A 23,801-nucleotide genomic window follows, 5' to 3' on the forward strand; every position below is an offset into this window, starting at 1 on the left:
GTGTCTGTTGAGTTAATAAACAGGCTCAGTTGCTCACAACTTAACGATTGCCAAAAGAAAACGCTGAAATTTATCGTTTAAGGGTGTAGCAACCACCTAGTCACGTTCTCTCATGGCCGATCAGCCCAACTGGCTTCATAAATTAGGCAATTTACTGGTACCCGCCAGCCAACCCCAAACCCGCCCTGTGGCTACGGTGACCAACAAACGGATTCTGGATGAGTTGGTGGCCTCCTTCGAGGATTCCATCCATCGGGAATCGGTTGGGACAAGTATGCTGTTCAATGCGCACTTTCTGGTTATCCTGCATCCGGACACCTACGAGGAGCGCCAGAATGCCTTTCCGGTTATTGTCGATGAAGCCGTAAAATCCTTTAAAGCCATTATCGAGTCGCAGAAAGGGCAGTATGAACGGGTAGCGCCGGTGGCCTTAAGCTGGTTCGTTAAGTTTGGCGGTGGCCGGGAGTTTGGGGGAGAAGACGTCAGCCCGTCGGATGTCTACGTTGTGGGTGCCCTGACGGGTATTCTGCCTGGCAATGAACAGCGCCAGTCGCCGGATAAACTGCACGTAACCCGCCGGGTAAAGCAAACCAACCGCTACGAAAAAGTAGATGTTGACCTGAACACGTTTCAGCATATCGACTTCCGCGAGCCGGGTGCGTTTGTGGTAAAGTTTAAATTTGATTCGTCGCCCGCTCTGAACGAACGGCCACCCATGCCGGGCTCCGCCACCCGAAACGCGACGGTTTTACCGCGTAGCCTTGCCGCCGGACTGGCCGAGATCAACTACTACATTGCCGAGCTAAACAAAGAGGATTCGTACCTGATGCGCGATCGGGAGATTGTGGTGGCCCGGAAAGAACCCGATAATCAGCATTTTCCAAATTACCTGCTGCTTGAGTCGGCCTACGTTTCGAACCCACACGCCCGCATTCGGTACGACGATGCAACGGAGAGCTTTCAACTCGCGTCATTCAGCCGAAATGAAACCCGCGTGAATGAACAGCTTATTCCCCGTAGTGAACCCGCCAGTCCGCAGTGGTATGCCTTACCCGACAAGGCCCAGATTCTGCTCAATAGTATGGTTACGCTACACTTTCAACGGACTGCCTAGCCATGATCGATGCGCTCCTTGTTTTCGTACTATTCCTGTTCGTCGTTTTACTAGTTGTAAAACATTTTCAGGATTTACCCCGATAATATAGTAACGCGTAACGCGGGTGGAAACCCGCGATTTTATATCAGAATCGCGGGCTTCCACCCGCGTTACTCCATGAATTCATTACTAATTGCCGGTCAGACCGATGTAGGTCAGCGCCGAAAGGATAATCAGGACACCTTTGTCTGCTCAACGATTTGGGCAGATAGCAGCGCGTTGCTGGCGGTTATCGATGGCGTTGGCGGTTATGCCGGGGGCGATCGGGCTGCGGCTATTGCGAAGGAGTCGATTGAGCAATACATGGCCACGCCCAACGGCAACCCCTTATCGATGTTACGCGAAGCGGTCGTGTTCGCTAATAATCAAATCAATACCCAGAGGCAGCAGGAGTTGCGATTAGCGCAGATGTGCTGCGTTCTGACCACCGCTGTTGCGGATAGTCAGTCGGGGAAGTTGTATTTCGTTCATGTGGGCGATACCCGTTTATACCGGTATCGGCAGGGAGTCCTGGAAAAACTTACCTACGATCACTCGCTGGTTGGTGTTCGGGAAGATGCCCAGGAACTCACCGAGGCCGAAGCCATGCAACACCCGCGCCGGAACGAAATTTTGCGGGACGTTGGCTCCACAGAACACCGGGTCGATGATCCTGATTTTTTGGAGTCGGGGGAGACCGATTTTCTACCGGGCGATCAGTTGCTGCTCTGTAGTGACGGCCTGACGGATATGATCACGCAGGCGCAGATCAAAGCGATTCTGGATCAAAAAATAAGCCTTGATGACCAGATAACCGCCTTGATTCGACTGGCTAATGAACAGGGTGGCAACGATAATATTACCGTCGTGCTCGCCCGAAACAACGCGCCAGCCCCCGACCAGTCGATCACATCTGCCAGCCCCGAAAAGGCACCCGCGCCGAAACTGCCCGCCGTTCCCGTTACGTCTGAAGCCAACAAAACAGCTTCCGTTGCAACAAAACCGGTTAAGCGTAGTTCGACTGGATTATGGGCGCTGTTTGGTGTGGTAGCCATCGGGTTGATTGCGGCAATTGTGTGGTATCAATATCAACCAGCCAGTCAATCCGACAGGCCGGTGGTTGATAGCCTGCCCATCAGTAGCCAACCTAATGCAACATCGGCAGTAACGGAAACGCTTTCCAAACTCGATTCATTGCTACAAATCGCCTACCGAAGTAAAGACCACCGGCTGGTGTTGCCCGCCGATACGTTCCGGCTTACCGGGCCATTGCTATTCACCGATTCGCTGCAACGTGTCCTGGGCAATGCCCGGCTGACGGTCCTGATGCCCGCCGATTCGGCACAGGCATCCGTAGCGTTTCAAATTACCCGATCAGGCACTGTGCAACTGGAAAATATCGTGATCAATGGGTTCAGGACGGGTATCGAGACAACCCGGGATACGAAGGTACAGCTCTCGAACGTGTACTTTACAAACGTGGGGCTGCCCATTAACGCGACTGTTCGGCAGGATACCTTCCGCAACGCCGTTGTTACGATTTCGGTACAAAAGCAGCCTGATTCAACCAAAAAAACACTACACTAGTAATGTCCACGATTCGATTTGACACGCGGTTTCCGGGTTACGAAGTGCTGAGTGAATTGGGTCGCAGTAACGCGCGCATTCTCAAGGCACGTCATCTGGCAACGGGCGATCTGGTGGCGATAAAGCATTTTGCCCTCAACACCGATGCCGAAACCCTCCGGCGGTTTCAGCGGGAATCGGCAATTATGACCAGCATTGCTCATCCCAATGTGGTGAAGGTCCGGGAGGTACAACTGGAGGCTGAATTGCCGTATGTTGTCATGGAGCTGATTGAGGGCGGAAACCTGCACCAGCTCATTGCCGGTAAGGGCCAGCTTGACGTGCCAACCACCATTCGCCTGGGCCTGCAAATGGCCAGTGCGTTTAAGGCGATTCACCCACAGGGCATCGTTCACCGCGATATTAAGCCCGAGAATATCTTGTTTCGACCTTTGCCCAGTGGTGAACTCCACTTTCTGTTGACCGATTTCGGGGTGGCCCGCCTGCACGAGCATTCGAATACGATGACGGGCCAATCATTGATGACCTACGAATATGCATCGCCCGAGCAGTTCAACGATCCGAAAGGCGTGGGTGTTGCAACGGATTATTACTCGCTGGGGGTGGTCCTGTATGAGTGCCTGCATGGAAGTGTACCCTTTGCGTTAGACGACCATACCGGCATCGTAACCTTCATGAACAAAGTGCTGACGGAAGCCCCGCCCGCGCTGACGATCACCACCACCGAACAGTCCCTTAGCGCGTTCGCCGAGTTGCTTCAGGGCTTGTTGCAAAAGAAAGCCGCCGACCGACTCAGCGATCCGGATGAGCTAACCTGGTTGCTTAAACAGGCCGAACTGAACTATTTGCAGGCTAATCGTGCCACCTCTACGCGGCCTTCAACTCCAGAATCAACGAAGCCCGTAGTAATCAGTGAACCCGTACAAAACGAGGTTGAGGTTGTAAACGCTGTTCCGGAAGAGGTGCCCGTGGTTACGTCTGTACCGAGCCGAGGTCCCCGTAAACCCACACGGGCGGGCATAAACTGGCCTTTGCTTATCGTTGTCCTGCTGCTTGGAGGCATTGGCCTGTATTACGCCATTCTCAACCAGAAAGCCAGAAATCCTACGGCGCTTGCCGATACACCAATAACCAATGCCGATACGTCTGGGCGACCTGATTTGAACGAAGAGACTGCCATCCATCAACGGGAAGCGGAGGAAGCCATACAAAGGGAACAACTCCGGCAGGAGGCTCTTGCCGCCGTTGAGGGGCTGACGGTTAAAGTAAACGATTACCGGGTTGGTTTATTTGGGGGCATCAAAAACGTACAACTTCAACTGACGAACCCGAGCCAGGTCACGTTTTCGTCGGTGGCCGTTAAGGTGAATTATTACAAGGAAAGTGGAGGTCTGTATAAATCGGAGAAAGTGTATTTCCGTGACATCGGGCCAAAATCGTCGTTAATCGAGACCGCACCCAACAGCGACCGGGGTACTAAACTTACGTACAAAATTGTCGAGCATCAGTTTGCTCCATCGTTGGATTCACTGATGACTGCTGATTCAACACAATAGAACGCAGATTAGTATGATTATTAAGATTGTTTTGAATTTTCATCTAATACTAGTTGACGAATGCAGAAAATCATATTCCATCTTAACAATCATAACAATCAGCGTTCTATATCATTAATTGACTCATGCCAACCGTAAGCGTCAATACGCATTTCCCGGGTTACGAAATTATCGGTGAGTTGGGCCGCTCGAACGCTCGTGTCCTGAAGGCACGCCATCTGGCAACGGGCGATTTGGTGGCCATTAAACACTTCACGCTCAATACGGATGCCGATACGCTCCGGCGGTTTCGACTCGAATCGCAACTAATGACCGACATCCAGCATCCGAACGTGGTGCGAGTGCGGGAGGTGCAGTTGGATATGCCCATGCCATTTATCGTTATGGAATGGGTCGAGGGTGGAAACCTGCGTACGCTGCTGGGCGAACAGGGGTATCTGGATGTACCCAATACGATTCGACTGGGCCTGCAAATGGCCGAAGCCTTTAAGGCAATTCATTCACGGGGTATTATTCATCGCGATATAAAGCCTGAGAATATTCTCTTCCGGCCGCTGCCCAGTGGCGAACTTCATTTTCTACTGACAGACTTTGGCGTTGCCCGCATCCGCGAACAGTCGCAAACGATGACGGGTCAATCGCTGATGACCTACGAATATGCGTCGCCCGAGCAGTTCGACAATCCACGGGGAGTTGATGAGGCCACGGATTATTATTCGCTGGGTGTCGTTTTGTATGAATGCCTGTCGGGGAGAGTGCCGTTTTCGATGACCGACAGTGCCGGAATCGCCACGTTCATGGGCCATGTGCTGCGAACACCACCGCCGGCTCTGCAATTGCCTTCGGGAAACAACCTGCCGCCAAGTCTGGATACGATTCTGGAATGGACGTTAGCCAAAAATCCAGCCGAACGACTGAGTGATGTCAACGAACTCGTGTTTCTGCTGGGGCAGACGAATGTGGAGCAATTACAGGTTGGTCGATCTATGGACCGCCGGGCACCCGTTTCGTCGCGGACGATGGCGGCCCCGATACAGGCACCGAGGCCGGTGGCACCCGTTGCCCCGCTACCTGATTACGAACCTGAGCAACGATCGAACGGTTGGACGATCGGGCTGGCCTGCTTTATCGTGACCTTACTGATTGGGCTGGCTATTCTGTACAAGAACCACCAGGACGAAGCCAACAAAAAAGCCCAGATAGTAGCAGATTCGACGTTAACAATGCCAGATTCGTCGGTTACCGACACGATGGCCGAAGACACGACAGAAACCTCATCAGACTACCCAATGGAAAACACCACCGATTCGACCACAACAGAACGTAATTCGGAACCCATACCGGAAACGCCTGTAACTGTACCCGATTCATCGAATGCTGTTGTTGATACGACGAGGACGTTTTAATTGACATACATCTAAAAACCCCTAAATCCCCTAAAAGGGACTTGGCTCACCGCACATCCACGTTCTCGCTTGGCTTTGCCGAGCGAGAACGTGAGGGGCTATAAGAATCTTGCCCTTTAGGGAGTCTGGGAGTTTTAGAGCATCACCACCAACACATGAAAGTAACCTCCGTCCCGTCCGGGCGATTGTATTTAGTAGGCGCATCGGTTCTGTTACTACTGCTGTTTGGGCGGCTGTATATGAACCTGTTGCCTGCACTGAGCCAGGCCAAAGAAGCTTTTGCCAATGGTCAGGCGTTGACGCTCAACACTGGTTTGAAATCAGCAGCAATCCAGCGATTACTCAATAGCGGCAATTATTACAGCGACCCGAAAGACAGGGCATTGGTCGCCGATTCAATGGCGACCAAGCTTCGGCAAAACGGCGCGCCCGATAATTTGGGAGGACTAAACAAACGGCTGTTTTCGGTGCTGGCACCCATTCCCTGGCGTAGTCGGATTGGGGGGGGCGATTTCCAGAGTCGGTTGCAGTTGTCCCGTCAGCAAATGGGTTTCGACTCGGTGCTGTATGTCCGTGAGCTAAACAATCCCAAAGCATACCCATCGGCTGTTAGCGCAGGAAGCGGAACGGAGGAAATTTCGGGCCGGGTTATGCGCGACGAAAAACCAATGGCAGATGTACTGGTGCAATTAAAGCGCCATCCTGCCACCGCCCAACCCGATACACTCGCTGACCGGTTCACCTACGCCCGAACGGATGCCGATGGGCAGTTTTCCTTCACAGGCCTGCCGAGTGGTTCAGGTTATAGCGTTGTGCCGCTTAAGCCCGGTTTCGAATTTGGTAGCCGACGGGGCACGAGCCATCTGACCAGTGATCAAAACTATACCTTTAACGCCCGTCGGCATCAGTTGCGGCTCATTGGCTCAACGGTGTACGGGCAGCTCAAGACCGATCATGCGTTTGCCGTTCGCACGCCAACTGCGTTTACGATGCAGTTCTGGGCGGTTGTGGTGCTGTTTATGCTGGCGTTCTGGGCCGTGCAGTGTGTTTGGGACCTCCGGCGCTTTCAACCCGATCCGTTGCTGTTGCCCATCCTAATGTTGTTGACGGGTATATCGGTGCTGACACTTCTGGCCATTCAGGACCCCTTGCAGGATATGCTTTACGCCTGGCAAACCTTGCAAGGGATTGCGCTTGGTCTGGCGGGGATGACGATTTTATCGCAACTGAATATCGGTCGTTTTTATGCCGACTGGCGTTTTGACTGGCTGTTCACGTTCCGTAACCGGTCTTCCGTCCGGCTTTCGGGCTGGACATGGCTGGTATTGGCCGTTGGTTTGGCTACGCTGACCTTGCTCGCCGGTTCGGGGCCGGAGGGCAGTGGTGTACGGGTGAACCTGTCCATCCTGGGCCTGACATTTCAACCCAGCGAGATTACCAAATACCTGCTGCTGATTTTCTTTGCGGGGTTCTTTGCCGCCAATGAGCAGCAAATCAGGCAACTGCCCGATCTTCGCTGGCGTTTTCGGGTGAGCTTTGGGGCATTGGCCGGAGCGGGGTTGCTCATGCTGCTTTACCTCCTGCTGGGCGATATGGGGCCGTCGCTGGTTGTCTGCTTTACGTTTTTGCTATTTTACAGCATCGCTCGGGGAAACCTGCCCCTGACCCTGGCAACAGGTCTCGGCTATGGCATCGCACTCTGGCTATTACCCGGCTGGATCGCAACACTGCTCAGTTTAGTCGTGCTGGTCGGGTATATGTATTGGCAGGGCGAAGCCCGTTCGCGAACCGGACTGGGGTGGGCGGCTTTATTGACCGAAGCCCCCGTATTGCTCCTGCTGGTGATCGCGATGTTCGCCTTTGGCGATCAGTTGCCGTTCGTGGGGAGCCGCCTGGCGGACCGGAAAGCCATGTGGCTCAATCCCTGGAATAACGATGTATATGGGGGCGATCATCTGGCGCACAGTTTCTGGGCATTGGCCGCTGGTGGCTGGACGGGACAGGGGCTTGGAAAAGGGTATGCCAATGCCATGCCAGCCGCCCATACCGACATGATTTTACCCAGTGTAGGCGAAGAGCTGGGTGGATTGGGTGTAGTGGTCGTTTTTCTGCTCATGGGCATACTATTGCACCGGATCTTGTTGCACGCCCGGCGGGCAGGGCAGCCGTTCAGTTTTTTCCTGGTGGCTGGTATCGCCATTGCGACTGGCGTTCAATTCCTGATCATCGCCAGTGGTTCTATTGGGTTGTTGCCCTTAACGGGAATTAGTGTGCCGTTTCTGAGTTACGGCAAAATCTCGCTGATTATCAATTTAATGGCGATGGGCGTTGTATTCAGTGTGGCGCATCGGCCGGGACAACCAGAGCAACGGCAATACCTGGAGAAGAACTACGATGTGGTGCTGATGGCCGGTATTGCCGGATTTCTGATCGGCGTAGTGGTTCTGATTGGTCGCTTATTGCCGATTGTTGGCTGGAAGGGTAGCGAGTATATTGTGCGGCCCGCGCGGGTAGTGACCCGCAACGGCGATCCTGTGTACAGCTACAATCCCCGAATCGAGCGGCTGACCCGTGTGCTGGCAGCAGGCACCGTCTACGACCGGAACGGCCTTGTGCTGGCAACAAGCTCGCCCGAACTGGTTACGCAACAGTCGGCACGGCTTCGGCAAAGTGGGCTGACTGCTGATCAGCTTCAAACGCTCACCCAAAAGCGGCTGCAACGGTATTACCCCTTCGGCGAGCACCTGTTTTTCTGGACCGGCGATTTGAATACACAACTCTTCTGGGGGCAAAGCAATGGCTACTATGCCGAGGCTACGCACTTCAGCGAGTTGCGGGGATTCAACAGTCGGCCACGTAAAACGACCCTTGTTGCCACCGATTACCAGGCCGATCGGTTCAGTCCGACGGTTCAGCAAACGCGGACGCTATCCGTTTATGATTACAGTGAACTCGCTCCGGCCTTGCGGGCCGGGATCGATAGTCGCGAAGTTGCCGAACGAAAAGCCAAAAACCGTGATCTCCACCTAAGCGTAAATGCCGAGCTACAAGTGACGTTGCAGAAGGCACTGGCTCAGTCTGAATACAGCAACAAACGCCTTTCGGTAGTGGTGCTGGACGCGGCTTCGGGCGATGTGCTGGCGTCGGCGATTTACCCGTTACCGAACCTTAAAACGCCCGAAGTCATGTTGCTCTCGGATCGGGATCGGCTGGAACTACCCTACCTGGTAACCGAACGCGATCTGGGTATGACCTATCCAACGGCCCCCGGCTCGACGGCTAAGATTCTGACGGCGATGGCCGCGTTTAATAAACTGGGCTCGTCGGCCTCGGCGGTTCGCTACCCGATTTCGTGTCAGGAGATCATTCGCCGGGGCACGCGGGAATCGGAACCCTGTGGAGAACTGGTCGATATGCGGAAGGCGATTGTTCGGTCGAGCAACGTCTATTTTATCCGAACGGCGAACGATAATGCATTGGATAACGAACTGGCCGATCTCTATCTGGCCACGGGCATGAACGTCGATCTGATTGGTGGCTACTCTTTTTCGGATACCCATACCGACGTCGAACGTGTTCAGATTCGGCAGCACTGGCGTGATTCTTCGTTTGTCGTTCGTCGGAAGTTGTACCAGAGCACGCAGTATCCACCACGCTACCGGAGTGAGTTCTCGGGCTTGGCGTGGGGGCAGGGGCAACTGACAACCACCCCCGCAGCCCTGGGCCGGATGGCGGGTGCCATTGCTAACCGAGGTGTCTTGCAGCCGTCGCGTTACGTGCTGGATCTGGGCGGAAAACTCAAGTCGATCAGTGCAGGGAAACCCATTGCCCGTCGGCCTGATTATGCGGAGCAGTTAGCGGAGTTTATGATCGAACAGTCGAATCCATCGGCGGGGCGGAGCAAGATTAGTGTGGCGCGGGTGGCGGGTAAAACCGGCACCCCCGAACGAATCGTGCAGGGCGTTCAGCGGAATGATGGCTGGTACGTATTTTTCGCCCCTACGCCCGATGGCCGTTCGCATACCGTAGTTACGGTGCGGATCGAGCTGGGCGAATCCTCTGCCGATGCGGTCAACTTAGCAAATACGGTAGTAGCGCCCATTTTAAAACAACGGAGTTATTTGGGGAGCTTTTAACCGTAGCGCGGGTGGGATATCCACGCTACATTAAGAAGCTGTTCAAACTTTCTAATTTCTATTGATACTAAATCGATTTTTGTCATTCCGACTTTAGGAGGAATCTCAAGCTTGACTATTACGGAAGCTTGAGATTCCTCCTAAAGTCGGAATGACAAAAATCGCGCAAATCCTAGCAAGAAAACTAAAAGTTTAAACAGCTTTTAAACCAACTTACCATGAGCTTATTAGAAAAGGTCAAGAACTTATTTGGGTTTACGCCTGCGAATGAACGCAGTGAGACATCTCCTGTTACCCCAACCCCAACCGGTCCTCCGCCCGCTGCTCAGCTGCGGAAACAGGTCATGCGGTTTGTGGTGAGTAAACTTCGGGCTTATCAGAATGAGCCGGATACCGCGCCTGTGGGACTTCGGTTGTCTATTTTAGGCCCCAGCCCTGAAGACGAAGAGTTGTATCGGGTCGCTTTATGGGCAAATCAGCCGGGGAAGTTTCAGGCTGAACTAAGTCGCCAACTGGCCGATAATTACATTACGCTTCCTAAAAACTGGCAGTTCGACTATGCCTTTTTTACAGACGACTTGCCCGAAAGCACCTATCGGGAAGGGAATTTGGGGCTGGTCGTCGTCGATAAGTCGAAGCCGGAAAGTTCACCACGTTTAGCCAGAATCGTTGCCCTGGTCGGCCAGATGGAGCAGGCTGAGTATGTCCTCGATTCAGCTCAACAAACTACGTTCTGCATCGGTCGCGGGCATACGACCCAAACGGCATCGGGACGGGTTCGGACCAACGATATTATTCTATTGAATGACGATGATCCTGGTTTCGACTCTCAAAAAGGAGCTGGCAATGGCGCTGTGAGCCGGGCGCATGCAACGATCCGCTATGATATGGTTCAAAGACGGTACGCCCTCCTTGTCGACCCGGGCGGACTACCCGCCGGAGGCAATAAAACGAAACTCATCCATCCGAACGATACGATGGAGCGGGCTGATATTGCGGGTATAAGCTACCCACTCCAAAGCGGAGACCAGATTGAGTTGGGGGGCGAAGTGATGCTGTTGTTTGAGCTGCTCTAAGATTGATTTTTTGTAGCACCGACCGTCCCAGTCGGATGAGAAGCCGTTGGATACACGCCCGACCGTCCCGGTCGGTACTACAGCAATTGCCCTTCCATTTAGGTAGATATGGAGGGGTTTTTATTTAGAATTAATAAAAATAATTTTTATCTGATCGGATTCTGTTGTTCTTTTGCAACTCTTTAGAATAAATCTAAATAGTTCAGTACAAATGAATACAACGAAATCTCTACTTGGACTCCTATTTTTGTTAACCACATTGCCCGCTCTGGCTCAACAAACGGCAATTATTCGGGGCCACGTACAAACCTCGGATGGGAATCCGGCGGAGGCTGTTACGGTCAGCCTGAAAGGAAAAGGACAAGGAGACGTCACCAATGCCAAAGGTGATTTTACGATCAGCCACATTAAAGTAGGTACCTATCAGATTCAGGTGTCGGCAGTGGGCCTGAAAACGACCGAACAAACCGTTACGGTACAGGATGCACAACCGATAACGATCGATTTTACCTTACAGGAAAATGCCGCTCAGTTGAATGAGGTGATCGTAAACGGCAGCCGCACGAACCGGTTTTCGCGGTCGTCCAGCGACTATGTTTCCAAGATGCCCTTAAAAAACCTGGAAAATCCGCAGGTGTACAATACGATTGGCAAAGAGCTGCTGACCGAACAGGTCATTTTTACGGTGGATGATGCCATGCGAAATGCGCCTGGTCTACAGAAGATGTGGAACGCTACGGGCCGTTCCGGCGATGGTGGCGCGTATTACAACACTCGAGGGTTTTACGTGCAAAGCCAGCTTCGTAATGGATTAGCCGGAAACGTCACGAGCAGCATCGACGCCGTCAATCTGGAAAAAATGGAAGTGATCAAAGGCCCTTCTGCGACCTTGTTCGGAAGTGCGTTAACCTCCTACGGTGGCCTGGTCAATCGGGTGACCAAGAAACCCTATGAAACAGTCGGGGGCGAAGTCGCTGTGTCGGGTGGTAACTACGATTTCCAGCGGGTGAGCGTGGATGTGAATGCGCCCCTCAACAAAAGCCGTAACATACTCCTGCGCCTTAACTCAGCCGCCAGTCACGAAGGAACGTTTCAGACCGAAGGCTTCAATAAGAGTTTTGCGCTGGCCCCCAGCCTGTTAATTAAGCCCACCGAGCGGTTGTCGATTTTGCTCGATGCCGAGATTTATCGGATCGAGAATGTGGTTGAGCAGAATTTCTTTTTCTATGTGCCCGGCTATACGCTCGGTGCTACCCGTGCCGATCAGTTGAACGTCGATTACCGCAACTCCTACATGGGCAGTGGCCTGTCGCAGAAATCACGCAGCACGAACCTGTTTGGTCAGGTCAACTACCGTATCTCACCTTCATTTACGTCATCGACTAATTTCAGTTCGAGTCACAGCTACTCGAACGGGAATGGCCCTTACTTCTACATCATTCCGGATGGAAAGACGTTAGGGTCAAACCTGCTCGTACGTGCCGATCAATCGACCCGTAACAGTACCAACGATGTGTTTGAAGTTCAGCAACTGTTCAACGGTGATTTCCAACTAGGTAGTCTGCGTAACCGGATCGTTGTGGGCCTGGATTACCTGCACACCAACGCGAACCAGTTGTTCTACGGCAGTACTTACGATACAGTGCCCCTTACAACGGGATACGATTACAGCAAATTCAACGGGGCAGCTATGGCCGCTCTGTATGCCAGCAAAGCCCCTGATTTTAATTATCCCCTTACCGGAATTCGGGATACCTATAGCGCCTTTGTTTCCGACGTGCTCAACCTGACCGACAAACTCAGCATCCTGGCCGCTTTACGGGTAGATGATTTCCATAATAAGGGCGGTCTTGTTGGTTCCGAAGTGGCTGGCTATAACCAAACGGCGTTCTCGCCCAAATTGGGTCTGGTGTATCAACCGATTAAAGACAAGGTGTCAGTCTTCGCGAACTACCAGAACAGTTTCAATAATCAGGGCCTCTATAACGCCTATGATGTGACGGCAGTCGATAGCCTGACGCAACGATTCGCCAAGCTTGAACAGGCCAACCAGTTCGAAGCGGGGGTGAAACTGAATGCTTTCGGTGGGCGACTGAGCACAACTGTCAGCTATTATGACATTCAGGTGAAGAACCTGCTCCGCACCGATCCTAATCCACTGGCAGCCGCTCGGTTTGCGCAGACACAGGATGGGACTCAGTTAAGCCGTGGGGTTGAGGTCGATGTTATTGCGAATCCGTTTACCGGTTTCAATGTCGTAGCCGGTTTTTCCTACAACGATTCGAAGCTGACCAATGCAGACGCGGATGTGAATGGTCGCCGGCCAAGCACGGCTTCCTCGCCGGTACGGGCGAACCTGTGGCTCAGCTACCGATTGCCGGATTACCTGGTCAAAGGCCTTGGTTTTGGATTTGGGGGTAATTACGCCAGCGACAACAAGATTCAGAACAGTGTCAGTTTAGGTGAATTCATCCTGCCTGCGTATACCGTCCTGAACGCATCGGCCTTTTACGACCGACGGAAATTCCGGCTGGCTGCTAAAGTAGACAACCTGACCAACCAGCACTACTGGATTGGCTATACCACCATGAACGCGCAGAAACTGCGGAGCTTTGTGGGCAGTGTTGCGTATAAATTCTAGAAAAATAGCCCCCGGTAAGCACATGCCGGGGGCTTAATTCGTTCGTTTAGCCTATATCTCCTGTCAGTATGAGTACCGCCAAACAAGTCAAAACCTGGTTTCAAATCCACAAATGGACAAGCCTGATCTGCACGGCGTTCCTGCTCATGCTCTGCCTGACAGGCTTGCCGCTTATTTTTACGGAAGAGATTGAGCGACTGGAAGGTAAGCCCCCGCTGGCTCCAGCCATGCCCGCGGGAACGCCATCTGTACCACTGGAGCGACTGGCGGAAGCGGTTCGTCAGAAATTTCCAAAAAATGTTATCCGCTTTGTGTACTGGGACGAGCACGAGCCCAATACCACCACTTTTACGTTGTCGGATTCGATGACCGCTCCGGCGGATAACTATAAGCTGGTGATTTTTGATAACCGGACGGCCCGCGTACTGGAGGTGCCCAAGTTGCAGGAAGGTTTTATGTACGTGATGCTGCAATTGCACATCAATATGTTCATGGGGCTCAAGGGAGAGCTGTTTCTGGGTCTGATGGGGCTTTTGTTTGTGGCCGCGATTGTGTCCGGACTCATGCTCTACAGTCCGATCATGCGTCGGTTTAATTTCGGGATGGTCCGCACTGAAAAATCAACCCGGCTGAAGTGGCTCGATTTGCATAACCTGCTTGGCGTGGTAACGGTCGTCTGGGCCACGGTTGTTGGCTTCACGGGGGTAGTAAACACCCTGGCCGAAGTGGTACAGGGACTATGGCAGCAGGGGCAACTCGCCGAGATGGTCGCTCCCTACAAAGGAGCCGCTCCGTTAGAAGGTAAATTGAGCCCGCTCGATCAGGCGCTTAAGGTGGCCCAGCAAGCCGCTCCCGATATGGAACCCTCGTTTGTGGCCTATCCGGGCACCTTATATTCAAGTCAGCACCATTACGCCGTTTTTATGAAAGGGAGCACACCCCTAACCGAACGGCTGGCTAAACCGGCTCTGATTGATGCTAAAACGGGCAAACTAACCGATATGCGAAGTATGCCCTGGTACGTCAATGCTGTGTTTCTTTCGCAACCGCTGCACTTCGGCGATTACGGCGGACTGACCCTGAAAATCATCTGGGCAATATTCGATATCATTACGATTGTTGTCCTGATCAGTGGGCTGTATTTGTGGTTTGCCCGAAACAAAGCCACCAAAGCGCAGATGGCGCGTATGGAGAAAACCAAAACGGCTAAAACCAGCCAGCAGTTGGAGGAAACCGAAATTTTAACCCTAAACGCCCAGGAGGGAGACTACCGTGACTAAGCCATTCGGACATACCTGGACAATACCCATTTTACTGGGAATCAGCAGCCTCGTCGGGCTTATATCGGCCCTGGTCGGCGACGGTAGTTGGGATGCGCTTTCCTGGCTCACCCTCGGTATTCCACTCCTTGTAATTGCCCGGTTTGTGATCAAACCAACGGGCCCTAAAAAGGAGCGAGTTCGGTAAACGATATAGCATGCCGTGATGTCGGTTTCTCAAAACCTACTAACACTAGGTTTTGAGAAACCTAAAAGTGTCAGATGAAAGCATCTGACACCACAAAAATACAGAGAGTGTACTAAGCGCTAACCACTTCGCTTACAGCTTCCTGCCACTCTTTTAGTTCAGGGACGCCCGGTTTACGTTTCCCGAATACTAACGCAATATTGTTGCCCTCGCTATCGAATAAATCGAGTCCCGTTACGATACCATCTTTCGTTGGTTTGCGGGTTACCCAGATATGGTGAACCTGATCTAAACGCAAATGCATGTTGAACTCGGGGTCCAGTACATTATACCAGGGACCTGTAGTGACTAACTTCTTAACCGGCCCGGTATGAATCTGAATGCACCCTGGGCTTGAGGCAAAAATCATAATGGGTAGCGCCCGTTCAGCCACGGTTTCGAATAGCTTTTGTAGTTGCTCTGCCGATATCAACTGCGCGTACCCTTCAGGAGCCAGCCGAAGTCCCTGTTCCCGGTCGAGTTTGTGTTTGCGCAAAAGGCCGAAAAACTGGTGCGTATCTTCCATGGCTAACCAGGCTTCCTGAAATGCCTGTACGTCAACGTCAGCGTCGGATATACCGGCTTCTTTTTCAGGATAGGCTACCGTACCAATCGGGCTCGTCTGGTCTACCGCCAGGTATTTTTGAACCAAGGCATCATAGGCAGCTTCGTCTGATTTATCCGTCAGATAGATCTTATGTACGGCGGTGCCATCCAGATCAAAGAACTGAAGGCTCTTGCGGCCGTTTTCATTGACTGCAAACCCAAAATGCCAGTGCGACATAAACAGGCGCAGGTCAATGTCCGGCCCGAGAACGAGTCCTGTCTGATCGTTGAACGATACTTTTTCGTAGACGCCCTTGCGTTCGTGAACGATGTTGTCATTACGAGTCAGCGCCATCACATGGCCCAGGGTTGTCACCTCTTTCAGTAAGTCGCGAAAATCACCGTCCAGTCGCTGCACCGTTTCGCCAACCTGCGTTTGCAGGAGTTCAGCTTCGCTTACGCCCAATTGTTTTGCCGCATCGCGGATTCTGGTTTTTGGATTTTCCAGGTTGAACGCAGCCCAGCGTTCTTTGAGACTTTGTGTTGTCGTCATGGCGTATTGATAAGTTAATGTTAAAGTTGATTGTCAGAGAATTGGTGATGTTGAGGGACTACCATAGGGCAGTCCATTTCGGGATGTGAAAGGAGCCATACTTTCAAGTTGAATACGCGGAGAATTGTGGCCTCCGTGATGACGTCGCGGGGTGTCCCGGCGGCTTCCACCTGACCGGTCCGTAGCATAATGATCTGATCGGCATACTGTGCGGCCAGATTCAGGTCATGTAGAATCACGACGACGCAAAAGCCTCGTTGGGTAAACTCACGGGCGAGTTCCAGCATCTGGTGCTGATGCAGCAGATCGAGACCGGTGGTGGGTTCATCTAAAAATAGAATTCCCTGCTCCACATCCCAGATTTGGGCCAGCACCCGCGCCAATTGTACCCGCTGTTGTTCGCCACCCGATAAGGTCGTGAAAATGCGGCTGGCAAACGCCCACATGCCCACTTTTTTAAGAGCCATTTCGGCAATCAGATAATCCTGTTCGGACGGATGAAACTCGAAATGAGGATACCGACCCATCAGGACTAACTCGCTGACCAGAAACGGAAACACCACCGAGTTCTGTTGCGGTAACACCGCCCGAAACAGGGAAAGCTCTTTTTCGGAATACGTGTTAATCGCCCGGCCGTAGAGCTGGATTCCACCTTCCGAAGCCGTTAGTTCGCGGGTGCACAACTTGAGCAAGGTTGATTTCCCCGCGCCATTTGCCCCAACGATTGCCAGTAATTCACCCGGTTTAGCCTGGAACGAAACCCCATCGAGCAGTTTCCGATTCCGAATTCGATACGACAAATTGTTGACCTCTAGCATAGTCGTGATACGTTAAGTGCCTTCCCTATGTGCTTCTATGTTCTCGCTTGGCTTCGCCGAGTGAGGGGTATTGGTTCAAGGGCCTCTGGCCCGTTTTAGAGATTATTTTTTATCACACGGGCCAGAGGCCCTTGAACTAATACCCCTCACTCGGCACAGCCAAGCGAGAACGTGAGTCATGATAAGTTAAGCACCTGGCCGGCGTCTGTCCCGAAACAAAATCCATAAGAAAACGGGTGTTCCAACGAGCGCAGTAAGAATACCGATGGGCAGTTCTGCCGGAGCAACCAGCGTTCGGGCGAGCGAATCCGCTAGCGTTAGTACGATGGCACCGCCTAAGGCCGAGCCGGTTAGCACTCGGCGGTGGTCGGAACCAACGCCCATTCGGATCAGGTGCGGAATGACCAACCCAACGAAACCAATGATGCCCGCCACCGCTACCGATGTACCCACGGCCATTGTGGCGAAAATAATAACCTGTCGTTTGACGCTTTTTAAATTCACCCCCAGCATACTGGCCTGACTCTCGCCCAGAGCCAGCAGATTGAGGGACTTTGCCAGGCGTGGAATACCCGCTAACGCCACAACCGTAAAGGGTAAAATTCCCAGTACCGATGTCCAGCTAGCCCCTCCCAGACTACCCAGACTCCAGAACGTAATGTTGCGAAGTTGTTCATCGGTTGCCAGATAGGTCATAATGCCGGTTAACGCGCCCGACAGTGCGTTGATGGCAATGCCCGTCAGCAGCATGGTTGTGATCAGGTCTTTACCCGCCATGCGGGCAATCCGGTACACGAAAAAAGCCGTTACACAGGCACCCCCAAACGCCACCACCGACAACGCATACATGCCCAACACACCCGTAAGGGTTTGGAAAAATTTCACTTCCAGCACAATCATTGTGACGGCGGCCAGTGAAGCGCCTGCCGAAATCCCAATCAGACCGGGGTCGGCAAGGGGATTCCGGAACAACCCTTGAATAGCGGCTCCAGAGATGGCCAATCCCGCACCGATCAACACGGCCAGACAGACGCGGGGCAACCGAATTACCAGCAGAATGGCCTCTTTCGTCCCGTCTACGTCCACCGATTCTCCCAACGCCTTGCGGAGAATGAGCCCGATTTCATAGGGCGTTACCTGCACGGCACCAATCCCTACCGACAGGATAACCGTTACCACCAATACGGCAACCAGCGTAGGCAGCAACCACGGATTGAGGGTTGTTCTCAGCACTGATTTCTGGGTTCGCTTTAGCGTTTCTGGCGGATCGATCGTGGTGCTGGTCATGGTGATTACGCTTTGGGTTTCTGGGTAAGTTTCTGGGCTAACTCCTGTAATGCTTTTCCTAAACGGGGTGAAAAGCCGCTCAGCAAATGGCCATCCATGTCGATGATCCAGCCGTTTTTGCCCGCATTCGTTTGGGCAATGCCCTGCACTTTCAATAAGCCTTCGTTACCCCCCAGACTTTCGAGTCCACTGTCGAACAGCAAAATCACGTCGGGATTGGCCGTCACCAGGGCTTCGGCGGTGAGGGGTTTATAATTCTCGAAGTCAGGTGTGGCATTGACACCGCCCGCCAGTTCGATCATTTTGGCAACCTGCGTGCCCCGGCCCGATACCATCATGGTACCCGTACCCCGAGCGTAAATGAAGAGCACTTTTGGGCTGGTTGGTGCCTTCCTGACCTGCGCCAGATCGGCGTCCAGTTTTTTGAGTATTGACTTGGCTTTCGAACCAACCTGGCAGGTAGTGGCCACGTCCTGAATCAGTTTTTTAGCTCCGGCAACACTGTATTCCTGCTGGAACGAAATAACCTTGATGCCCGCAGCTTTAATCTGATCGATCACTTCTGGTTTCGTTCCCGCAGCCTGGGTCGTGAGTACAAGCGTTGGCTTTAGCGAAATAACGCCTTCGGCCGAAATGCTGCGGTTATGGCCCACTTTCGGCAGGCTTTTCAGCGATTCGGGATAGGTGCTCGTTACATCGACCCCGATCAAATGAGACTGTAAGCCTAATTCGCACAGAATTTCACTGACTGTGCCATCAAGTGACACAATACGAACCGGTTCCTCTTTAGGTGGTTTGGCTGCATATATCGGATAATTTCCGATCAGCAGGCTCCACAAAAGGCAAATAAGCCCCGTTGTGGATAGGATTGATTTCGTCATGATTATCTTGATTAGCTACCTTGTTTAACCAGTTTGAATTCGAATTTCGGGTTGCCCCGTACGCCACCATCGTTGGAGATGAAGCTGATGAATTTCAGTTTGTAAACGTTGCCTGCAGCATCCTTAATCACGTAGAACCGGTCGGTTTTGACGCCGATTGGTGTTCCCGTAGTTGCCCGCCAGTTTGACCCAATCACAGAGCGATCGCTTTTGAAGGTGGTTGTTGCAATATTGGTTTCGACATACGCATCATACGTAACTGTACTGGTCAGTACTTCGGCCGCTGTTACACCCGCCAGAAAGTTGATATAGACCTGATCGGAGAAGTAGTAGGGGATGTTGTTGGTACCATCGCTGGTTAAGTAGATGCCGCCGGTCCATTCAATATCCCACTTGGCTTTGGCAGGCTCAACGGCTACAGCCGCTCCGGTATCAAACGATACATAGTTGAAATTGTAGGCCGCGTCTTTCGTGATTGAAACGGTCTTGAACGTCGTTTCTTTAATCCCTGCATACTGAAGCGTATAACCCGTGGTGCCATTACGAAGTACTCTGAGCTTTATCCAACCTTTGGCGGGTGTTGCACCACCTGTACCCCGGTTAAGAATGTACACTTTGTTGTCTGCATCGGTAGCCGAGATAGCCGGAATTACTGTTTTCGTCAGATCACCCGATACGTCGTCTATCAATTTTAACCCGGCTGGACTGAAATCACTTGTGCTCAGTACAAGGCCAACGGTATCGGCAGCCGTTACCTGTGTCAGATCGGTTTTGGTCAGGGCAATGGCAGCCGCACCAGTCATATTGTTGATAATAACCCGGAAGTCAGTGCCCGAAGAGAAGCCTAAATCCCAGCTTGCCCGCTTCACAGCGTTTTGGGCATTGTTGCTCAAATCGACGAACACGGCATTGATAGCGCTGGAGCCCCCCGTTCCACCATCCAGCGTCAGTGTCGTGCCCGCCGATACAATGGAGGTGAATTTAACCGTCAGCTGTTTCGTCGTTCCAACTAAAACCGGGCTACCTGCCGAGGCTATGGCGAATGCAATGGTTTCCGTGCCGGAGAGAAAAATATTGTCGGCTTTGGTCAGTTTAAAGGAGGTTTCGCTGGCACCCGCTGGCACTGTCAGAGACAATGTATTGGAGGTTAGCGCTGGTGTTGTCGTGAACTGGGTTCCACTGGCAATGCCCGTAGGTGTAACTTGTATGGTTACGGGTGTAGCGGCATCGACCGCCCGTGATAGTTTGAGTTTAATGGTCGCTTCTTTAGTGGCTGCATCCAGACCCTGTTCCGCGCTTTCGAATTGCACTAAATTGTCTGGAAGTGGGGGATCGGATTCTTTACAGGCATTCAGTGTACTTACCGCCAGGGCAAACATGATTATGAAGACTCTTTTCATTTGATTGTTGGAATTTGAAGGATTAAAAAACATTGAGGAGGTTTGTTGGCAAAGCTGATTTATAATGAATAATGTGTAATGGAGGATGCATAATGTCTGATAGTCAGTGTTTTGTAATTATTCATTATTCATTATTCATTATTCATTATTCATTATTCATTATTCATTATTCATTATTCATTATTCATTATTCATTATTCATTATTCATTATTCATTATTCATTATTCATTATTCATTATCTAGTTTTTATACCATTGAAAGCTGAGCCCAAGGAAATAAGAACGCCCATAACTGTAGGGTACGGGCCCAGCCGTACTGTGCGCACTGCCTGTATCGGTTGAGGTATTGGCCAGGCGGGTAATGTTGAGCAGGTTTTTAACACCCGCGTTGAGGGTCAGGAATTTATTGAGCGTTTTCGTGAGCGTAGCATCAGCCCAATGGAAAGCCGCGATCTCCGTTAACGTGGCCGATACCTGATTGTCGGCGGTTACCGTAGCGGTGTAGCTGGGCCGTTTGCCGGTGTATTTGTAGAAAACGCTCAGTTTCGTACCGATCTTTTTCAGGTTGTACGTCAGGTTCGTATTGACCTCCGGCGACCAGATAAACGTGGGTAACGAGCCATAAGCCGTGGTGTCGGACAGCAGGCTATTGTAACGACCGATGTAGGAGAACCCCACGGTAGCTTGCAGATCTTTCCAGGTAAAGACGTTCTCCAGGGTGGCACCCGTCGTTTTGAATTTGTCGATGTTGATGGTCATCGAGATACTCGGGTTCGTTGGATCGACCCCGTAGCTGATCAGGTTATTGAAGTCGTTGTAGAAAAAGCCGAGTGTCGATTTGACTTTCGAGCTGGTTTGCAGCGCCAGCGATCCATTAAAACTGTTGGAGGTCTCGGCTCTCAGATCCGGATTCCCGCGAATCGAATGGCTGGCATCGAAAAAGTTGAAATACAATTCGCGCAGGGCAGGGGAACGAAAGCCACGAGCATAGGCTACCCGAAAATCGAGCTTGTTACTCAGGGCAAATTTGGCGTTAAGGGACGGAATGACCGGTGGCGCATCGTAAACCGAGTTCCTGATGAAACGCAAACCCGGACGAATACTAATACGGGCGGTAGGGCTGATAGTTGACGAAACAAAAAGCGCATAGTCGTTAATGGTAGGTGAGCCTGAAATCCGGGCACCAGACGCTCCATCCAAATTAATGTCGATGCCAGATTGCAGGGAAAATACCGATGATGCCGTGTATTGAGTAGTGGCCCGGTATGTCTGACTCGTAAATTTCGATACATCCTGTTCGCCCGTTCCGAGCGATAGGGTGCGTAAGCCCGTGCTTACATCCAGAATCGTGGTTTGTGTCCGGCGCTGGTAATCTGTGTAAGAAGCCTGCCCGGTAAGCTGGAATCGGTCATTTACTTTCCAGTCGCCCTGAAGCTGATGCACATAGCGATTGGTGATGTATTTCTGGTCACGCGCCTGATTTGTATTGATATTTTCAGCTCCCTGACTGAGCAGATTTTCGTTCAGGGCATCCAGCCGATAGTACACATTAGCCCTTGCTGACCGGTAACCGAATTTACCATGCCCAAATAATTGATCTTTGGGTAGCCAGTCATTTACGCGTCCTTCTGACAGGCCCTGCCAGCCACCAAAGGTATTATTGGTCACGCCAGCCGATACATTCCAGCCGTTCTTTTGCCAAGAGGCACCTACATGTTGCAGATGAACACCTTGCCTGGTCAATAAATTATAGTCTGAGCCTGCCGTTTCTTCCTGAATTCTGGCCGTGATTCCCAGCCGTTCGGCACCGGGTTTTTTGGTGATAATGTTGATAACCCCAGCCAGTGCATCTGAGCCATACGAAACCGACATGGGCCCTTCGACAATCTCAATCCGTTCGATGCTGTTGATATCGATCTGGTTGATGCTTTCCCGCGTATCGCCCCGGTCAACCATCGGCAACCCGTCCAGCAGGATTTTTACGCTACGCCCGGCCATACCCATCAACTGTACATCCGTTGTGCCCAGCGTAAGGTCATTGGAGAACCGAAATCCTAACTCATTATTCAATACGCCCATTACGTTCAGAGCGCCCCGTAAACGGATGCGTTCGCTACTGATCACCCGTACCTGATACACCGATTTTTTTATTGACTGCGGCTCATATTGCCCAGTTACGACCACTTCATCGAGTGCGTTACTGGCAGCTTTCAGGCGGATAGTCACGTTGGCCGGCCTGTTGTTTTCAACCTGAATGATCTGATTAACAGTCTCATAACCAACCATAGATAGTAGCAATTCATGTTTGCCGACCGGCAGACCAGTTAGGGTGAATTGACCATTTCCATTAGCCATTTTGGCTTTTTTGATACCCTTAAGTTGTACGGTAGCAAATGCCCCCGGTGTACCATCGGCTAGCAAAATTGTACCCTCTACGCTGCCAACGGTTTGTTGCGCCCAGAGTCGGGTTGTATGCATGAGCAGGGCCAGGAGACATGCTGTATATAGGTGACGGGTATACTTCTTTTTCATAGTAATTATGTCAAAATAGCGGGGAGTCAATCGGCTTACTGGTATCGAATGCAAACATCTTTTTGCTGAATATCAGTGCTTTGGCAAACAGCGTAGCATTCAGAATTGGCACCTGTTTGGCAAAAGGCAAGCACCAATAATAGAGTGATTTTTATTTAGACAGAATAAAAATAGTCCACAAATGTAGTAATGTCGCGCTTGTAAACAAGCCTTATTTAGAATTTTTCTGAATAATTTGTTCTGTCGCTAAAAATCTGGCCTGTATTTAGTGAATCAAATACAGGGCGGTTCGATGGCCATTCCCCTTTTTATGAACAAAACCAGCCCCAACCAGCCACGTTAGGGTTTTATAAACAGTTGCCCTACTAATCTGAATTTTTTGTCTACGCATAAACAACCATAAGGTATCTGCATCTGTATAGGCCATTTGTTCGCCAAGAGCCATGGCTACCGATATCTGCTTTGCGGACGATCTGGTGCCTGTTTCACGATAATAACTCGTTAACCGTTCTCTCCATTCCTGCGGATCAATGGCTATCTCATTAGCCAATCCAGTCTGATAGTTCATACTCGTTACGTGTATAGGTAGAGATGCGGTTACAGATCAATTGGTATCTATCAATAGAAGCACATCGGTAGCAGTATTCTCCGCAGATTTAGTCAATAGCGATACTATTTTCAGGTTTATACGCTGAGTGTTCTTTTGCTACCGTATAGCTATATACGTATAGGTATTTGTAC

Annotated in this window: 16 protein-coding genes; 9 read left to right on the forward strand and 7 right to left on the reverse strand. The window is 51.6% G+C overall.

Annotated features, from left to right (window positions below; all coding sequences use genetic code 11):
- Positions 1 to 112 precede the first annotated feature (112 nt).
- The 9 genes from ACYVGO_RS14860 to ACYVGO_RS14900 all read left to right on the forward strand — a co-directional run bounded on the left by ACYVGO_RS14860 (position 113) and on the right by ACYVGO_RS14900 (position 15,004).
- Positions 113 to 1,114, forward strand: a complete 1,002-nt coding sequence (locus ACYVGO_RS14860; RefSeq protein WP_460969940.1) for an FHA domain-containing protein — start codon at positions 113 to 115, stop codon at positions 1,112 to 1,114.
- A gap of 159 nt (positions 1,115 to 1,273) precedes the next feature.
- Positions 1,274 to 2,722, forward strand: coding sequence for a PP2C family protein-serine/threonine phosphatase (locus ACYVGO_RS14865; RefSeq protein WP_460969941.1), 1,449 nt, complete (start codon positions 1,274 to 1,276; stop codon positions 2,720 to 2,722).
- Positions 2,723 to 2,724: 2 nt separating this feature from the next.
- Complete coding sequence (locus ACYVGO_RS14870; RefSeq protein WP_460969942.1) at positions 2,725 to 4,278, forward strand: serine/threonine protein kinase; 1,554 nt, start codon at positions 2,725 to 2,727, stop codon at positions 4,276 to 4,278.
- 125 nt (positions 4,279 to 4,403) lie between these two features.
- Positions 4,404 to 5,684 carry a serine/threonine-protein kinase gene (locus ACYVGO_RS14875; protein WP_460969943.1) on the forward strand — a complete coding sequence of 427 codons (1,281 nt, stop codon included), beginning with the start codon at positions 4,404 to 4,406 and terminating at the stop codon, positions 5,682 to 5,684.
- A gap of 155 nt (positions 5,685 to 5,839) precedes the next feature.
- Positions 5,840 to 9,820, forward strand: coding sequence for an FtsW/RodA/SpoVE family cell cycle protein (locus tag ACYVGO_RS14880; protein ID WP_460969944.1), 3,981 nt, complete (start codon positions 5,840 to 5,842; stop codon positions 9,818 to 9,820).
- Between the two features lie 218 nt (positions 9,821 to 10,038).
- Entirely contained in the window at positions 10,039 to 10,896 is an 858-nt protein-coding gene (locus tag ACYVGO_RS14885) for an FHA domain-containing protein (protein ID WP_460969945.1), read from the forward strand.
- Between the two features lie 211 nt (positions 10,897 to 11,107).
- Positions 11,108 to 13,537, forward strand: coding sequence for a TonB-dependent receptor domain-containing protein (locus ACYVGO_RS14890; RefSeq protein WP_460969946.1), 2,430 nt, complete (start codon positions 11,108 to 11,110; stop codon positions 13,535 to 13,537).
- A 68-nt stretch (positions 13,538 to 13,605) separates the two neighbouring features.
- Positions 13,606 to 14,817: a PepSY-associated TM helix domain-containing protein gene (locus ACYVGO_RS14895; RefSeq protein ID WP_460969947.1), complete on the forward strand. Its 1,212-nt coding sequence runs from the start codon at positions 13,606 to 13,608 to the stop codon at positions 14,815 to 14,817.
- The gene (locus ACYVGO_RS14900; protein ID WP_210422409.1) at positions 14,810 to 15,004 is read left to right on the forward strand and encodes a hypothetical protein; all 195 of its coding nucleotides are present in this window, start codon (positions 14,810 to 14,812) and stop codon (positions 15,002 to 15,004) included. Before ACYVGO_RS14895 ends, ACYVGO_RS14900 begins: the two co-directional genes overlap by 8 nt.
- A 112-nt stretch (positions 15,005 to 15,116) precedes the next feature.
- Here the strand turns inward: ACYVGO_RS14900 and ACYVGO_RS14905 are convergent, their stop codons facing one another.
- The 7 genes from ACYVGO_RS14905 to ACYVGO_RS14935 form a co-directional block, all read right to left on the reverse strand.
- The gene (locus ACYVGO_RS14905) at positions 15,117 to 16,142 is read right to left on the reverse strand and encodes a hemin-degrading factor (RefSeq protein ID WP_460969948.1); all 1,026 of its coding nucleotides are present in this window, start codon (positions 16,140 to 16,142) and stop codon (positions 15,117 to 15,119) included.
- A 20-nt stretch (positions 16,143 to 16,162) separates the two neighbouring features.
- Positions 16,163 to 16,960, reverse strand: a complete 798-nt coding sequence (locus ACYVGO_RS14910) for a heme ABC transporter ATP-binding protein (RefSeq protein WP_460969949.1) — start codon at positions 16,958 to 16,960, stop codon at positions 16,163 to 16,165.
- A 186-nt stretch (positions 16,961 to 17,146) separates the two neighbouring features.
- Positions 17,147 to 18,247, reverse strand: coding sequence for a FecCD family ABC transporter permease (locus ACYVGO_RS14915; protein ID WP_460969950.1), 1,101 nt, complete (start codon positions 18,245 to 18,247; stop codon positions 17,147 to 17,149).
- 5 nt (positions 18,248 to 18,252) lie between these two features.
- Positions 18,253 to 19,128, reverse strand: a complete 876-nt coding sequence (locus ACYVGO_RS14920) for a heme/hemin ABC transporter substrate-binding protein (RefSeq protein ID WP_460969951.1) — start codon at positions 19,126 to 19,128, stop codon at positions 18,253 to 18,255.
- An 11-nt stretch (positions 19,129 to 19,139) separates the two neighbouring features.
- Positions 19,140 to 20,528: an HmuY family protein gene (locus ACYVGO_RS14925; RefSeq protein WP_460969952.1), complete on the reverse strand. Its 1,389-nt coding sequence runs from the start codon at positions 20,526 to 20,528 to the stop codon at positions 19,140 to 19,142.
- Between the two features lie 240 nt (positions 20,529 to 20,768).
- Positions 20,769 to 23,060 (reverse strand): TonB-dependent receptor, encoded by a 2,292-nt coding sequence (locus ACYVGO_RS14930; protein WP_460969953.1) that lies wholly within the window; start codon positions 23,058 to 23,060, stop codon positions 20,769 to 20,771.
- 265 nt (positions 23,061 to 23,325) lie between these two features.
- Positions 23,326 to 23,628, reverse strand: coding sequence for a transcriptional repressor (locus tag ACYVGO_RS14935; RefSeq protein WP_460969954.1), 303 nt, complete (start codon positions 23,626 to 23,628; stop codon positions 23,326 to 23,328).
- Between the last annotated feature and the right edge of the window lie 173 nt (positions 23,629 to 23,801).

The sequence above is a fragment of the Spirosoma migulaei genome, assembly GCF_054776855.1.